This is a genomic window from Fibrella aquatica (assembly GCF_041321135.1).
Taxonomy (GTDB): Bacteria; Bacteroidota; Bacteroidia; order Cytophagales; family Spirosomataceae; genus Fibrella; species Fibrella aquatica.
Genome location: NZ_JBGGWF010000004.1, coordinates 341,072 through 357,148, shown reverse-complemented (window position 1 = coordinate 357,148; position 16,077 = coordinate 341,072). Strand labels below are relative to the sequence as shown.

Here is a 16,077-nt window from a genome sequence, read left to right as displayed (position 1 = left end):
CCCAAATGAACCGGATCATTCTGACATTATTTGTATCTGTGTTGTCTCTAACTTGTTCAGGACAAACAAGATCAAACGTTCGATTTCTGCATCCTGACGGGCAGTCAGCTTTGGAGAGGATAGCTATGAGTTATTATGAACATCCACTAGCTCCTGATACCACATGCATAGAAGCGTTTTGCTCAGCTACCTTTATCATTCTGCGGAGTAGCCAGATAGATAGTATTCAGTTTTCGCCAGGTTTGCCTGTTAATATTCTGCGGCCTTTGACAGATGCGATACTAGATAATGCCGAATTTTGGGCTTTAGATCAAACCCTACCAGTTCGTGTAGTAATTCCTCTTTACGTGGTGCCTTCCGGTCTTTGTGCAGAACAGTATAGACGAAATGTCTATTATCAGACAGCGAGTCAACTGTTTAACTATGGTACACCCTTAACTGATCGGGTGCATACCTCCAATTACCTCCATAAGGCCAACTCGACAATTGAGGGATTGATCTTGGCTCCTATGATCGTTCGAGGGAAAGTAGGCGATGTATTTTTAATTGAGCAAAAGAAATAAGTAAGTCTAAGATTCTGAGTACGTTGGCTTAATCTACTGAAAAGCTAAACCAGAAACTTACCTTTGCCAGGCCGCTACGCTAATTGTGGCGGCCTTTTTTTGTTGGTATGCCGTTGATCACCGCCACATCGTACCGCCCGCCCGCTTATTTGTGGAACGGTCATTTACAGACCATTGTCCCGTCGCTGTTTCGCCATATCTCCGTCAGGTACGTTCGACAACGGGTGGAAACCGACGACGATGACTTTCTGGATCTGGACTGGAGTACGGCCCAACTGTCAGCCGATTCCGCGAAAAATCCGCTAGTCATTATCTCGCACGGGCTCGAAGGCGACAGCACCCGGCAGTATATGGCGGGCACGGTTCGTCTGCTGAATCAGCACGGGTTCGATTGTCTGGCGTGGCACTACCGCTCGTGTTCGGGTACCATGAACCGGCAGGCCCGGTTTTACCACATCGGCGAAACGGGCGATCTGCACACGGTTGTTCAGGCAGCGTTGGCCGCTGGTTACCAGACCATTCATCTGGTTGGTTACAGCGCGGGCGGAAACATCACGGTGAAATACCTCGGCGAACAGGGCGCGACGGCCAATGCGTCCATACAACGAGCGGTTGCCGTCTCTGTACCGCTGGAGTTGCTGACCACCGCCGACCGTCTGGAACAGTGGGACAGCATGGTGTATAACCGACGATTTCAGAAGACGCTGAAAGAAAAAGTCCGCCAGAAGTCAGGTACGTTACCCGAGGCCATCCGGGCCACCGATCTGAGCCGGATTCGCTCGCTTCGGGAGTTCGATGACCTCATCACGGCCCCATTGCACGGGTTCAATGGCGTCACCGATTACTACACCCGAAACAGCTCGTTGGGCTTTTTATCGAAAATAACGGTGCCTACATTGGTCCTGAATGCGCAGAATGACCCATTTTTGTCCCCTGAATGCTTTCCGGAGGCGTTGGCCAAGGAACTCACCAGTGTTTGGATGGAGTTTCCAAAGCAGGGCGGCCACTGTGGTTTCCCATCCGCCAACGGTTTACAGGCACCTACCTACGCCGAAGAACGAGTGTTGCAGTTTCTGACTCGGGCCCTCGGCTAACGTACCTACACTTCATCGCAAGAGTCAGTTTACACTGGCCCCACTTCATAACTGATTGCTGTACAACAACCTGATTTCATTTTTTCCTCTTGCAGATGACTACGCAAACGCTTGCCGATCAAACCTTTTACGTCATTGATTTCGACAGCACCTTCACGAAAGTAGAAGCGCTGGATATTCTGGGCGAAATCTCACTCGCCGGCCGACCCGACCGCGACGATGTGCTCGATCAGATTAAAACCATCACCGACCGGGGTATGTCGGGCGAGCTGTCGCTGGCCCAATCCATTCAGATGCGGTTGAAATTGCTAAACGCTCACCGCGATCAGTTGCCGGCCCTAATTGAACTGCTGTCGACAATGGTGTCGGACTCGTTCCAGCGCAACCAGGCATTTTTGACCGAACAGGCCGATCAGATTTTTATCGTGTCGAGCGGGTTTAAAGAATTCATCGTTCCCATCGTAACGGCACTGGGCATCAAGGCCGAGAACGTCTACGCCAACACCTTTGAGTTCGACGAAGATGGCCGCATTGTTGGTTGCGACGACGCCAACCCGCTTTCGCAGGATAAAGGCAAAGTAAAACTGATTAAAGAGCTGAATTTCGACGGTGATGTGTATGTCATCGGTGATGGTTATACCGATTACGAAATTCGGGAATCGGGGTTGGCGAACCGCTTTTATGCCTTCACCGAAAACGTATCGCGGCCCAAGGTGGTGGCTAAAGCCGACCATATTGCCGCTTCGCTTGACGAGTTTTTATTCGATAACAAATTGAGTCGTAGCCATTCATACCCAAAGAGCCGCATTAAAGTATTGCTGCTCGAAAATGTACACCCGATTGCCGTCAGCCTGCTCGAAAAAGAAGGGTTCAGCCTGGATATTCGCAAAGGCGCACTCGACGAAGACGAACTGATCGAGGCGCTTCAAGGCGTTCATATTCTAGGCATTCGCTCGAAAACGAACGTGACCCGCCGGGTACTAGAGAATTCACCCAAGCTGATGACCATCGGCGCATTCTGTATCGGCACAAACCAGATCGATCTGGCCGCCGCTACCGAAAAAGGGGTGGCCGTGTTCAACGCGCCCTACAGCAACACCCGCTCGGTGGTTGAACTGGCTGTGGGCGAGATGATCATGCTCATTCGGGGCATTGTGCCGAAAAGCAATAAAATGCACACCGGCGTTTGGGACAAGTCGGCGGTGAACAGTTTTGAGGTACGGGGTAAAAAGCTTGGTCTGGTCGGCTACGGCAACATCGGTACGCAACTGTCGGTGGTGGCCGAGGCGCTGGGCATGGAAGTATACTTCTACGACGGGGTGGATAAACTCGCCCTCGGTAACGCCCGCAAATGCCAGACCCTCGACGATCTGCTGGCCGTGTCGGACGTAGTGAGTTTGCATACCGATGGCCGGAAGGAAAATAAAAACCTGATCGGTGCCCGTGAGTTTGGCCTGATGAAACAGGGTGTTATTTTCATGAACCTGTCGCGGGGCCATATCGTCGATATTCCAGCGCTGGTCGATGCTATCAAGTCAGGTAAAGTAGCGGGTGCGGGTATCGACGTGTTTCCGTACGAGCCGAAGACTAATAACGAAGAGTTTCTGAACGAACTGCGCGGATTGCCCAACGTAATTCTGACGCCCCACATTGGCGGAAGCACCGAAGAAGCGCAGGCGAACATTGGTCAGTTTGTGCCCGCCAAGTTAGTGAGCTACATGAACAACGGAAGCACCTACGGCAGCGTAAACTTCCCCGAGTTACAGTTGCCGTTGCTCCACGATTCGCACCGGTTGTTGCACATTCACGCCAACGTACCTGGCATTCTGGCGAAAATGAATAACATCTTCGCCAAGTACCATATTAACATTCAGGGTCAGTACTTGAAGACGAACGAAACCATCGGGTACGTAATCTCCGACATTTCGAAAGACTACGCCGACGAAGTTGTTCAGGAATTGAAAGACATTGATAATACGATTCGATTTAGATTGTTGTACTAAAAGGAGGAAAGGGAGGAGGGAAGAAAGGGGTGCTCCGCCAGGGAATGTACCTACGTGTAGATTCCTTTCCTCCTTTCTTCCCTCCTCCCTTTCCTCCCCCTATATGAGCTACACCTACTTTACTCCCGGCCCTGCCGAACTGTACCCGACTTTTTCCCAGCACCTAAAAAAGGCCATGGATGAACAAATTGGGTCGATTTCGCACCGAAGTCAGCGGTTCCGGGATATTTACCGATATACCGATGAGCAGCTACGCGCCCTGCTGAATATTCCGGCAACGCACGGAATTTACTTCACCGGGTCGGCCTCGGAAGTGTGGGAGCGGATGTTGCTTAATTGCGTAGAGCACGAAAGTTTCCATATGGTAAACGGGTCGTTCTCGCGCAAATTTTACGACTATGCCTTGAGCCTGCACAAGTTCGCGCACATTGCCGAGAAGCGTTTTGGCGAAGGCTTCGACGCCGCTGAGATCGACGTACCTGACTATGCCGAGTTGGTAGCGATTACGCACAACGAAACGTCGTCGGGGGTGCAGTTCCGGCCAACGGAGATTCATAAGCTGAAGCGGAAATACAGCAAAAAGCTGTTTTGTGTGGATATGGTGTCGTCGGCCCCGTACCCCGATCTGGATTATGCGCTGGTCGATTCGGCGTTCTTCTCAGTGCAGAAGGCTTTCGGAATGCCCGCCGGTCTGGGCGTCTGGATCGCCAATGAAGCTTGTCTGGAGAAAGCCGAACGGTTGCAGAAATATGAGTCGATGACCATCGGCGCGCACAATACGCTGCCCATGTTGCACAAGCATTACCAAACGTTTGAAACGCCCGCTACGCCTAACGTGCTATTTATTTATCTGTTAGGAAAAATAGCTGCCGACATGAACCGGACGGGTGTTGCCGCCATTCGTCGGCAAACCGAGGAGCGGGCTAAACAGCTTTACCGCTTCCTGGATTCACACGACGGATTTACGCCGTTTGTAAAGGAGGAACGCCACCGGTCGCAGACGGTTATTGTGGCCGAAACCACCCGCCCGGCCGCCGAGGTGATTGCTGCCGTGAAAGAAGCTGGTATGGTGGTAGGCAGCGGTTACGGTAAATTCAAAGACAGTCAGATACGCATCGCCAATTTCCCCGCCACATCAGCCGAGCAGGTAGGCAAGCTGATGGATCGGTTGAAAGAAGTTGGGTAGGGAATAAGTAGTTTCAGGTTTCAAGTTTCATGTTTCAAGTAGCGTTGCTGACCAACTGTCTGGTTAGTTACCAACGCCACTTGAAACATGAAACTTGAAACCTGAAACTATTTTGGGGCAAACCAAACAGACCCTACCTAGTTAGTAGAAGATATTGTCTATTCAACTCAACGATGAAAAAACTTATTTACACCGCCGCCCTAGTCGCGGCCTGCACAGCAACAGGGTTTGCTCAGGACAACCGATCACGATCTGATACATCACAAACACGCGAACGAATTAATCGGAAAGCCGACGATGTGAAGGAAGATGTGAATCAAGCCGCCGACCGAGCCAAAGAGAAGGTTCAGGAAGAATATGAAGTGAGCAAATCCTATCAGGAGCGCAATCAGCTCACCTGGTTTCAGAAAGGAAGCATCATGGGGAGTGCATCGCTTGGTTTCGGTACTGGATCAGGTAGTGGTACCTACGTTTCGTTCAGTCCGCGGGTTGGTTATTTCTTCCAGCCGGGCCTGGTTGCTGGCTTACGATTAGGTTTCGATCGGCGTTTGAGTACAAGTTACCGGGCTAACCAAACAGGAGCGTTCCTACGCTATTATCCCTTCCGCACGCGTATCAGTGGATTTGGTGGCTTTGGCTACAACTTCGGCCGGGAGTATTCAAGCAATATCGCTTCTGACGAAAAAGCACGTTTCAACAGTGTGAACCTCGAAATCGGGACCATGTTCTGGGTACGTCCAAACCTGGGTGCAGAACTGGCACTAGAGAACAACTACTACGATCAGTCAGACCCACTCGCCGGGCGCAATAAAGGCGGGCGTTTCCGGTTCGGTATCAATTATTTTTTCGGCCGGCCGAATAAGTTTTAATCAGTAGCATCGAAGCTCCAGCATCGGTAGTAATCTATATAAAATTAAATTACTACCGAAGCTGGAGCTTCGGTGCTACCTGTCAACGTTATGGATCAGAAAAAAGGAACCGGGAAAACAGCGCTCATCACGGGTGCGTCGAGTGGAATAGGTCAGGAATTGGCCAAACTGTTTGCCCAGGACGGGTATAACCTCGTTTTAGTGGCTCGCAGCGAAGATACACTTCATCGCCTGAGTGAGGTGTTTGAGATGAACTACGGCACCGAAAACACAACAGTTATCGGCAAAGATTTGTCGGAAGTGAACGCTGCTCAGGAGGTGTACGATCAGGTGAAGGCAAAAGGCATTACCGTTGATGTGCTGGTTAACGATGCGGGTGTTTCGACCTACGGTAAGTTTGCCAATGAGACAGACTGGGAAACCGAAAAATCGATGATTCAGCTTAATGTGGTGACCACAACCTTACTAACCAAGCTGTTTCTGAAAGATATGGTGGCGCGCAATGAGGGCAAGGTGCTGAACCTGGCCTCGTTGGTGTCTATTACGCCGTTCCCGCTTCAGGCCGTGTATGCTGCCACAAAATCGTATGTCTGGAATCTATCGCAATCGCTGGTGAATGAATTGAAAGACACCAACGTGACCGTTACAGCACTGATGCCAAACGCCACGGATACCGACTTTTTTAACAAAGCGGGAGCATCCGATATTCTGGCAACCGAGATTCTCGACGATGCCGCCATGGTAGCCAAAGATGGTTATGAAGGCCTGATGGCTGGAAAAGCCAAAGTGGTGCCAGGTGGTGTAAAGAATAAACTGACCGAGGTTATGGCCTACGTAGCGCCGCAACAAATGCTGGCCGGACAGATGCGTACCCTGAACACACCGAAAGCTCAGGTGGCCGAAGATAGTAAAGATTCGGCCTGGACAATTGGGCTGAGTTTGGCTGCTATTGCGGTCACGGGTATTGCCCTGGCTGCGCTGTATCGCAACGCGCCCCTGGCCGACAAACTAGCTTATAAATACCAGTATGGTAAAGCGCGTTATAAAGCAGGTAACGCAATTAAAAATGCGAAAAACGCTGTAAGCGACGTGCTTGCTTGATGAAATTCAACGTCTAAGGTCTAATTGTCAAAGGGCTCCGCTTATCAATCAAGGTTGACGAAGCGGAGCCCTTTGACCATTGGACTTTAAACGTTGAACTTTAAAACTTCCCCTATCCTATGGCTACCACACTACCTCTCGCATTCCAGCACCCTTATGAATTCGAGGATCGCTTTGCTAAATCAGTGGCGTATTTCTCAATGGAATTCGCAATCGATCAGGCGCTTAAAACCTATTCGGGCGGTTTGGGCTTTCTGGCTGGATCGCACATGAAAAGTGCGTTTGATCTAAAGCAAAACCTGATCGGTATTGGTATGCTTTGGAAACAGGGCTATTACGATCAGGTACGTATGCCGGATAACGCCATGAACGTACTCTTTCGCGAGAAGATATATTCATTTCTACAGGATACCGGCGCTTATTTCACCATCAACATCTTCGGACGTCCGGTCTGGGTACGTGCCTATTTTCTTGATCCCAAGCATTTTAATACGGTGCCCATGTTTTTTTTGACAACTGATGTTGACGGAAATGACGAACAGGCCCGATCAATTTCGTATCGGCTCTATGACAATGACCCCACATTGAAAGTAGCGCAGTGCATGGTTTTGGGGTTGGGTGGTGCCAAATTTCTGGATGAGATTGATTATAGTCCGGCCGTTTATCATTTCAACGAAGCGCATGCTCTATCGGCGGCATTTCATCTGTATCAGCAACTAGGTAAATCGAAAGAAGCCCTCCGGAACCGGTTAATCTTTACGACACACACACCCGAAGAAGCAGGCAATGAAAAGCACAATATTCATTTTCTGGATAACCTGAGCTTTTTCGGCGGTTTGTCGCTCGATGAGGTACGTGACCTGACTGGTATTCGAGAAGATGTATTCAATCATTCGTTGGCTGTGTTGCGTATGGCGCGCCGGGCCAACGGGGTATCGAAACTGCACGGTGAGGTAGCTCGAAAAATGTGGGGCGAATACCCCGACACCTGCGAAATTACGCACGTGACGAACGCCCAGAATTATCGCTACTGGGCCGATACACAGCTGGCCGAAGCGCATCGACATAAAGAAGCCGACACAATGGCCGTGCGAAAAAGAGCGATGAAACAGCCGCTGCTCAATGTAGTTGCCGATCAGGCAGGAAAGCTTTTTGACCCCACGGTGTTGACCATTGTCTGGGCACGCCGTTTCGCGGCCTACAAACGCCCCGATCTGCTGCTTTATGATGAAGAACGGTTTATGCGACTGCTCAACAACCCGCGTTACCCCATACAAATTATTTGGGCAGGAAAACCCTACCCGTTCGACGAGGGAGCGAAGCACAATTTTAATAAACTACATTACCGGAGCTATTTGCACCCCAATATGGCGGTGTTGACGGGCTATGAACTGGCCCTCTCAAAAATGCTTAAAGATGGTGCCGATGTGTGGCTGAATACGCCGGTTGTACCGCGCGAAGCTTCAGGTACGTCGGGTATGACCGCTGCTATGAATGGAGCCATAAACCTGTCGACTAATGATGGCTGGATCTGTGAATTTGCGAAGCCGGGGGTAAACAGTTTTATTGTACCCGAGGCCGACCCGCAAGCCACTGCCAATGTGCGCGACGCCCACGACCGCAATGGTATGTTCGATCTGCTGGAACAGCAAATTCTACCGATGTATTACGACCGCCCTGCCGAATGGCAAACGCTGGTCACTCAAAGCATGACCGACGTCCTGGCCTATTTCTCCGCCGACCGCATGGCGGGGGAGTATTACGAGCGGGTGTATTAGTTTGTGGTTTGTCGTGTGTTGTTTGTAGTTGCGCTGCTATCGAAAATCGTTGGCTCATTGGCAACGCAACCACAAACGATACACGACAAACCACAAACTAACTACACCTTCCTCGCTGCCTGCTCGTCTTTTTGCAACTGCTCAACCAGCGCGGGGAGGCCGGAGAATTTCTGCTCGGGGCGGAGGAACGCTTTAAATTGTAGCGTCATGTGTTCGCCGTAAATGTCTTTGTCGAAATCGAAGATGTAGGTTTCTATGGTTTGGTGCTCGCCCGCTACAGTTGGCCGGAAACCGATATTCAGCATGCCACTGTGTAGTTGATTCCCCTGAAGCACGTCTACAGCATAAACGCCATTGGCCGGTATCAGTTTTACAGCGTCATCGACCTGGAGATTAGCGGTGGGAAAACCAATGGTTCGCCCTAGTTGACGGCCTTTCACAATTGTGCCCGTCAGTGAGTAGGGGCGACCCAGAAACCGGTTTGCCGCATCTATATTTCCGTCGTTCAGAGCCGCGCGAATTTTCGATGAACTGATGCCCACAGCTTCTATATCCTGCCGGGGAATCTCCTCCACTTCAAAGCCATAATCGGCCTGATGAGCCTGAATATAGTCGAAGCCCCCTTCGCGGTCGCGACCGAAACGGTGGTCATAGCCGATAACCAGTTTGCGGGTGCCCAGCCCATTCACCAGCACTTGCTGAATAAATTCTTCGGAAGTCAGTTGCGAGAAGGCGCGCGTGAACGGAATCACCACCAGATGATCCACACTCGCCTCTTCGAGCAGGGTAATTTTTTCCTCTAACGTGCTCAACAGGCGTAGATCCTGACTGTCGTTCGACACCACCGTGCGGGGATGTGGCCAATAAGTGATGACAACCGATTGCCCATCAGGATGGGCACGCGCCACCTCGTTGAGGCGTGTCAGAATGGTTTGGTGCCCCAGATGAACCCCGTCGAATGTGCCGCTGGTAACAACGGCGTAGGGGAGTGGTGATAAGCTGTCGATGCCGCGATGGACGATCATAAATAGAAAGTGTAGAGACGCAAAATCTTGCGTCTCAGGGGCGTAAGCAACAGGTATAGAACAAATTGCTGACGCGTCTGAGACGCAAAATCTTGCGTCTCTACGACGTTAAATAATCCTCAATAAACCCTTCCACGGTGTGGGCGTCTTTTACATCAAAATCGCCGATGCGGGTTCGGCGAAGTACCGACATGTAGGCTCCGTTGTTGAGCAACAGGCCCAGATCCCGCACCAAACTGCGAACGTACGTGCCTTTCGAGCAGACTATTCGGAAGTCGATGGTGGGGAAATCATTGGTCATTACGTTGAATGTAGACACTGTCACTGTGCGGCTTTTAATACCACCTTCGACCTGATCGGCCGTTTCGCCGCGTCGGGCGCGTTCGTAGAGCCGTTCGCCATTCACGCGTATGGCTGAGTAGATAGGCGGAATCTGCTGGATTTCGCCGGTGAGTTGCGCCGCCGCCGCCCGTATCTGCTCGTGCGTGATTTCCGACGTATCGTACTCGGCGTCGAATTCCGTTTCCAAGTCAACAGAGGGCGTGGTTTTACCCAGTACCAACGTACCTGTATACTCTTTCTCCTGCGCCTGATAACTGTCGATCTGCTTAGTCATTTTACCGGTGCAGAGAATGAGCAAGCCGGTAGCCAGGGGATCGAGCGTACCGGCATGACCAATTTTTTTGATCTTACAGGCACGACGTATTTTGTTCACCACGTCGAACGAAGTCCATTCGCGGGGTTTATCGATCAGAATAAGCTGACCGGGGTCGGGAGTGGGTTGGTTTGGATCCATGCCAGCCCTTACAGAATATCAATCTTAACACCAGCGGCCAGCAAACCCAGCAGTACCAGACCCACAACGATGCGGTAATAGCCGAATACTTTGAAGCCATATTTGTTCAGGAAGCCAACAAAACCCCGAATGGCAAGCAGACCAACCAGAAAAGCAACGCCATTGCCAATTAGCAATATTTTGTAATCGGCCGGTTGCAGCATCTTGTATGTCTTCAACAGTTTATACCCAGTGGCAGCTGCCATAGTGGGAACAGCCAGAAAGAATGAAAACTCAGCGGCCTGCTGCCGGGTAAGCCCCTGTGTCATACCACCAATGATAGTAGATGCCGACCGTGATACGCCGGGAATCATGGCAATGCACTGGAAGAAGCCAACTTTTAACGCTTCAGGAAATGTAATGTCATAATCGCGGGTAGCGTGTTTTTCGATAATCCGGTCGATGAACACCAGAATAACGCCGCCCACAACCAGTGAAATGGCCACTACCACTACGTTTTCGAGTAGGCTGTCGATAAAATCGTTAAGGAGAAAACCAATAACGGCAGCGGGAAGGAAGGCAACGAGTAATTTCAGGTAAAAATCGAGTTGGCTCGATACGGGACCAATCATTTTCTGAAGAGAGTCTGGGAGGGCCTTGTACCAGACCATATCGGCACGAGTACGGGTGTCGCGCAGAAAACGGCGATAGTAGAGCACCAGCACCGACAAGATGCAGCCAAACTGAATGTCTACGGTGTAAAGCTTGGTGAACTCGTCGCTGCTGATGCCGGCGAGTGATGAATAAATAATCATGTGGCCGGTTGACGACACGGGCAAAAACTCGGTCAGGCCTTCGATTATGGCCAACATGATGGCATGAAACAGACTCATAAGGTTGTTCTAGTGAATAAGGGGGCAAAGCTACGATGAACAGAAACGGCTACCTACAAAAAAAGGGAACACAAAGCGAGCGGCCGGTCAGCAACCCGTTTATGTTCCCCTTGCAATAACCTCAACGCAATCAGTTGGCTGATTCGGTTGGTTTTTTAAGGATGGCAAAAAATTCGATGATAAAACCTGCCGTTACAATGAGGGGGCCGAGGGTAAGTCCCAAAAAGCCAAAGCCAAACGGTTCGGTATCGATGGTCATGACAAAAAAGCCGATCAGGATGGTAACGATACCAGCAATCATCAACTGAAAGTTACTCTTGCCAAACGGCATAGCGGGTACGTATGACTCGGTTGGCTTGGTAGAAGAAGGCGTTGTGAAGCCGGTAACCGGTGTCGTTTTCGTTGTTTGTGGGCGAACAGATTCCATATCAAAATTTCGGTTTATATCGGTTTAATACATTTCGTCGAGCGACAGATCGAGGTAGCGGTGTACGGCTTGAAGCGTACTCAGCAGGCCAATAATCATGCCCAGTACGATTAACCCGCCTGCCAGCATTAATAACTGAATAGGGTCGGTAAGCGTGGTCAGTTCGGGCATGCTTAGAATCGCGGCATACCAGGCAACAAACAAAATGGCCGCCGCAATAAGGCCCGCCATGAAGCCCTGCGTGAGGCCACGGGTCAGGAACGGCCGGGTAATGAAACCGTTGGTAGCTCCAACCAGTTGCATACTCCGAATCAGCAGCCGTTGCGAATACAACGCTAGCCGGATCGTGTTGTTCATCAGCACGACAATGATAATGAGTAGCACCAGCGCAAAAACAGCCATAACGGCGTAGATCTTGGTGATATTTTTATTGATGTTATCCACCATATTCTCGGGATATACCACTTCAAACACACCATCCATTTTCTCGATCTCAGCCCGGGCCTGCTTTAGCTTGTCTTCGGCAAAGTAATCTTCCCGAAGCCGAATGCGATAGCTGGCATGCAGCGGATTGTCGGACAGAAACTGGGTGAAATCTTCTTTCGTTTCAGCAATAAATTCTTTTGCTGCATCATCTTTCGAGACGTACCTGATCTGCGCTTCACCTCCGGTGTTCACCACAAACGGTTGTTCGGCCAACGTTTTAGCCAGCTTCATGCGATTGGTGGAGTCGAGGTCATTATCCAGGAAAGCCCGAATCTCATTGCCCTCGCGCACATTGGTTACCAGCCGTTTCGACTGAATAGCCAGCAGGCCACAAGCGCCAATCAGCAATAGGGCCAGCGTCAGGCTGAACAGGATTCGTCCGGTTGGGTAGGCACCCACATTCTTCTTTTTACGCGCCATTGAACAAAATTAGCCTTTTTCAACCAACGACAGCCTTTAACCAATCGTGTGTGAAGTGGGAATTAGGAAAAATTAACGGAGGAAAGGTGGTTCGTAGTTTGTTGTTTGAGGTTTGTAGTTGCGCTGCTAATTCCCCGTGTCGCGGCTTAGCAGCGCAACTACAAACCTCAAACAACAAACTACGAACTCATTTCTCCAACGCCTGATACACCAGCACGCGGAACTTGTCGTTCAGGTCGCCGTAGGAGTTGGGGTATTTTTGGGTCATGATAATGCCGATAAGGCCGGTTTTGGGGTCGGCCCAATAGTTGGTACCGAAGAAACCGCCCCAACCAAACAGACCTACCGATACCGGAAGCTTAGCAGCCGACTGTTCGGTAGCAATCTCAAAACCCAGGCCGAATTTTTTGTCGCCTACAGTCAATCCCCCGATCTGATTTTGGATCATCAGGTTTACCGTAGCAGGTGCCAACAGCCGTTTGCCGCCATATTCGCCGCCATTGAGCATCATTTGCAGGAAAACGGCATAATCGTAGGCCGTCGACGATAAACCCGCGCCGCCCGAATAATACGTACCTGCTTTGGTGGGGTAATCGGGAGAGATACCGCCCTGCATGGGCATTGGCATTACCGCTTTTGTGTCAGGCTTTTCCGTATACAGGGTTGCCAGTCGGTTCTGCTTGCCGGTGGGCATGTAGAAATACGTATCGTTCATGCCCAGCGGCTCAAAAATTCGGGACCGGAAAAACTGATCCAGCGACTGTCCCGACATAATTTCGACAAAATAGCCGAGTACGTCAGTACCCAGGCTGTACGTAAACCTTTCGCCCGGTTGATGCACGAGAGGCAACTTGGCCAGGGCAGGAATCGTAGCTGATAGGCTGTACATGGGTGTGCCAATGCCGCTCGGAATGCCCGCTTTGGCGTAGATGGCAACGGCTTGTTTGGTGCCAATGCCGGCATAGCTGAGCCCCGATGTGTGGGTGAGTAACTGCCGGATAGTTATTTCGCTCTTGGCCGGTTTGGTGGTATAGGTGGTGTCTTTTTCGTTATATGTATCGAGTACCGTCGGGTTTTTAAAAGCGGGAATATACTTCGAGATAGGATCGTCGAGCAGGAAACGACCTTCTTCGTAGAGCATCATCACAGCCAGGCTGGTAATGGCTTTCGTTTGCGAGGCAATCCGCATGATGGCGTCGCGTTGAAGCGGTGCTTTGGGAGCCGTTCCGTTTTCGCCCAACGCTTTGTAATAGATGATCTGTCTATTACGAACCACCAACGCCACAATGCCTGCCTGTTTCCCTTCATCAACATATTCCTTCAACACCCGGTCAAGACGTTGAAGACGGGCTTCATCCATGCCGGTTAGCATCATGTTTTTGGGGTACGACAGTTTTGATAACGGAGCCAGCGATTCTTTTAGAGAAACCGATTGGGCAATGACCTGAGTACAAAGCGCCGTGAGTACCAGAAGCGAAGAAAGTAAACGCATAGAGAGGGTGGTTTAGGAGTAAATGGGGAGAGGTATGGGCAACGAAGTACGGCTTTTTAGCGCATTTTTTACGCCGCCGCTCGTCTCAATCGGTCATTGACAGCACGGCCGAGATCTTCATCAGGAACCAGTTGTGCATAGAGTTGACTGACAGGGAGTTGGTCGAGACGGCGCAAGTAGGCGAACAGGTTACGGGCCGCTTCGAGCACATCGCCGCCGGGAGCCAGCACGAGTTGATTTGCCTCGGGAATACCCGGCAACGTACCTGAGAATGCCAGTACTCCTACCGATTCGGCGGACAACGTACCTAGCACCGGTAGTTCCTGCCCAACAGCCAGCAACGTCAGCGGTTTGCGGGGGGCGTAGTGCGATGTAAGCATACCCGGTGCCTGTGGGGCCGACTGCGCGTGCGGGTTAGAGGTCGACGTTTGTATTCTTAGAGGGCCAAGCGTCGTTTCCAAATGCTCCACGGCCATACCGCCCAACCGATACACCACCGCCTTCCCTTCATCGTCGAATCCAATAATGGTCGATTCAACGCCAACCGGGCATGGACCACCATCGAGAATATAGGGTACTTGATCGCCCAACTGATCGGCAACGTGCTGCGCCGTGGTGGGACTGATGTAGCCAAATGGATTTGCACTTGGTGCCGCCAGCGGAAAATCGAGCGACTCGAGTAGGGCCAGTGTCAGCGGGTGGTTGGGAATACGGATGGCAACGGTGCCGAGTCCGGAGGTGGTCAGGTCGGGTACGTGGTCCTGTTTCGGGAGTAGCAGGGTAAGCGGTCCCGGCCAGTAGGTACGAACCAGTTGCTCGGCCAGAGGAGGAATTTCGCGCACCAGCCCACGCACTTTAGCGAGCGAGTCGGTATGTACGATCAGCGGATCGAAGGCGGGGCGGTTTTTGACCCGAAAAATGGTCAGCACCGCCTCTTCGTTCAGCGCATTACCCGCCAGACCATATACGGTTTCCGTGGGAATACCAACTACGTTACCCGCCTCAAGCCATTGCCGGGCGGCGTTGAGGTCTGTGCCAATCATGCCAAATAAATACCGTCTTCTTTGAGCACAATTTTACGGTCTTTATACAGCGCACCAATCGCTTTTTTGAACGTCTTCTTGCTCATTTCCAAATGCTTGTAAATAGCTTGTGGTTCCGACGAGTCGGTGAGGGGTAGGAAGCCATTCTGGCTCTTCAGCTTATCGAGGATAGCCTGGGCATTGGGTTCTACTTTGGCGTATCCGGCTGGTTGCAGGCTCAAGTCTACGCGCAGGTCTTCGCGAATGCGCTTCACGTAGGCCTTTACTTTGTCGCCAATGCGGAGGGGTTTGAAGAGCTCATTCGCGTAGAATAAGCCCCGAAACTGGTCGTTGACTACGGCAATCAGGCCAAGATCGGTTCGGTCGTAGATGAGGGCGGTTACTTCGTCGCCTTCTTTCAATTCTTCCGGTGCTTCATCGACAACCAGTGCGTTAATCTTCGAGGAGCCAATCAGGCGGTCGGTGTCAGCGTCGTAACCGCAATAAACCACATACCAGCGCCCTTCCGACATGGGTTCTTCCTGGGCTTTGGTGGGCACCAGCAGGTCTTTTTCCAGACCCCAGTCCATAAAAGCGCCGAATGAGGAGAGGGCCACGCATTTCAGGGCAGCAAATTTGTCGCGCACCACGGCTGGGCGAAGCGTAGTAGCGATGGGACGATCTTCGGAGTCGGTATAAACGAATACCTCGATTTCGTCGCCTTCTTTCAACTCATCGGGTACGTACTTGTTGGGTAACAGAATATCGTTGTCGTCTTCGTCTCCCAGGTACATGCCCACGCTCGTCATCCGCAGGGCTGTGAGCCGGTTATGTTGGCCAATAGTAATCATGCTGCAAAGGTAGGCAAGAAGAGTTCGTGGTTTGTTGTTTGAGGTTTGTAGTTGCGCTGCCAGATAAACGTGCTGCCAATCAGCAGCGCAAC

At 51.2% G+C, this 16,077-nt stretch carries 15 protein-coding genes; 7 read left to right on the top strand and 8 right to left on the bottom strand.

All coding sequences use genetic code 11. The annotated features are described in order from the left end of the window. The first annotated feature begins 5 nt into the window (after positions 1 to 5). From ACAW87_RS12235 to glgP, 7 genes are all read left to right on the top strand, one after another. Entirely contained in the window at positions 6 to 563 is a 558-nt protein-coding gene (locus ACAW87_RS12235; protein ID WP_370723680.1) for a hypothetical protein, read from the top strand. Between the two features lie 107 nt (positions 564 to 670). Then, positions 671 to 1,657 (top strand): YheT family hydrolase, encoded by a 987-nt coding sequence (locus ACAW87_RS12230; RefSeq protein ID WP_370723679.1) that lies wholly within the window; start codon positions 671 to 673, stop codon positions 1,655 to 1,657. Between the two features lie 95 nt (positions 1,658 to 1,752). Beyond that, complete coding sequence (gene serA / locus ACAW87_RS12225; protein WP_370723678.1) at positions 1,753 to 3,660, top strand: phosphoglycerate dehydrogenase; 1,908 nt, start codon at positions 1,753 to 1,755, stop codon at positions 3,658 to 3,660. Positions 3,661 to 3,763: 103 nt separating this feature from the next. After that, positions 3,764 to 4,846 carry an aminotransferase class V-fold PLP-dependent enzyme gene (locus ACAW87_RS12220; protein WP_370723677.1) on the top strand — a complete coding sequence of 361 codons (1,083 nt, stop codon included), beginning with the start codon at positions 3,764 to 3,766 and terminating at the stop codon, positions 4,844 to 4,846. 173 nt (positions 4,847 to 5,019) lie between these two features. Next, positions 5,020 to 5,715 carry a YtxH domain-containing protein gene (locus ACAW87_RS12215; protein WP_370723676.1) on the top strand — a complete coding sequence of 232 codons (696 nt, stop codon included), beginning with the start codon at positions 5,020 to 5,022 and terminating at the stop codon, positions 5,713 to 5,715. 90 nt (positions 5,716 to 5,805) lie between these two features. Further along, a complete protein-coding gene (locus tag ACAW87_RS12210; protein ID WP_370723675.1) occupies positions 5,806 to 6,816 on the top strand; it encodes an SDR family NAD(P)-dependent oxidoreductase in 1,011 nt (336 codons plus the stop codon). 119 nt (positions 6,817 to 6,935) lie between these two features. Next, complete coding sequence (glgP, locus tag ACAW87_RS12205) at positions 6,936 to 8,594, top strand: alpha-glucan family phosphorylase (RefSeq protein ID WP_370723674.1); 1,659 nt, start codon at positions 6,936 to 6,938, stop codon at positions 8,592 to 8,594. A gap of 101 nt (positions 8,595 to 8,695) precedes the next feature. Here glgP and ACAW87_RS12200 read toward each other — a convergent pair whose 3' ends face one another. The 8 genes from ACAW87_RS12200 to ACAW87_RS12165 all read right to left on the bottom strand — a co-directional run bounded on the left by ACAW87_RS12200 (position 8,696) and on the right by ACAW87_RS12165 (position 15,985). Beyond that, complete coding sequence (locus ACAW87_RS12200; protein WP_370723673.1) at positions 8,696 to 9,619, bottom strand: bifunctional riboflavin kinase/FAD synthetase; 924 nt, start codon at positions 9,617 to 9,619, stop codon at positions 8,696 to 8,698. A gap of 100 nt (positions 9,620 to 9,719) precedes the next feature. Further along, positions 9,720 to 10,415 carry a tRNA pseudouridine(55) synthase TruB gene (gene truB / locus ACAW87_RS12195; protein ID WP_370723672.1) on the bottom strand — a complete coding sequence of 232 codons (696 nt, stop codon included), beginning with the start codon at positions 10,413 to 10,415 and terminating at the stop codon, positions 9,720 to 9,722. 8 nt (positions 10,416 to 10,423) lie between these two features. Continuing rightward, positions 10,424 to 11,287, bottom strand: a complete 864-nt coding sequence (locus tag ACAW87_RS12190; protein WP_370723671.1) for an undecaprenyl-diphosphate phosphatase — start codon at positions 11,285 to 11,287, stop codon at positions 10,424 to 10,426. A gap of 130 nt (positions 11,288 to 11,417) precedes the next feature. Next, the gene (locus ACAW87_RS12185) at positions 11,418 to 11,714 is read right to left on the bottom strand and encodes a DUF3098 domain-containing protein (RefSeq protein WP_370723670.1); all 297 of its coding nucleotides are present in this window, start codon (positions 11,712 to 11,714) and stop codon (positions 11,418 to 11,420) included. Positions 11,715 to 11,738: 24 nt separating this feature from the next. Then, positions 11,739 to 12,620: a cell division protein FtsX gene (locus ACAW87_RS12180; protein WP_370723669.1), complete on the bottom strand. Its 882-nt coding sequence runs from the start codon at positions 12,618 to 12,620 to the stop codon at positions 11,739 to 11,741. 187 nt (positions 12,621 to 12,807) lie between these two features. Then, a complete protein-coding gene (locus ACAW87_RS12175) occupies positions 12,808 to 14,112 on the bottom strand; it encodes a serine hydrolase domain-containing protein (RefSeq protein WP_370723668.1) in 1,305 nt (434 codons plus the stop codon). Positions 14,113 to 14,180: 68 nt separating this feature from the next. Then, positions 14,181 to 15,155 carry an L-threonylcarbamoyladenylate synthase gene (locus ACAW87_RS12170; protein ID WP_370723667.1) on the bottom strand — a complete coding sequence of 325 codons (975 nt, stop codon included), beginning with the start codon at positions 15,153 to 15,155 and terminating at the stop codon, positions 14,181 to 14,183. After that, positions 15,152 to 15,985 carry a CvfB family protein gene (locus ACAW87_RS12165; RefSeq protein ID WP_370723666.1) on the bottom strand — a complete coding sequence of 278 codons (834 nt, stop codon included), beginning with the start codon at positions 15,983 to 15,985 and terminating at the stop codon, positions 15,152 to 15,154. The genes ACAW87_RS12170 and ACAW87_RS12165 overlap by 4 nt, the downstream gene beginning before the upstream one ends. Positions 15,986 to 16,077 lie beyond the last annotated feature (92 nt).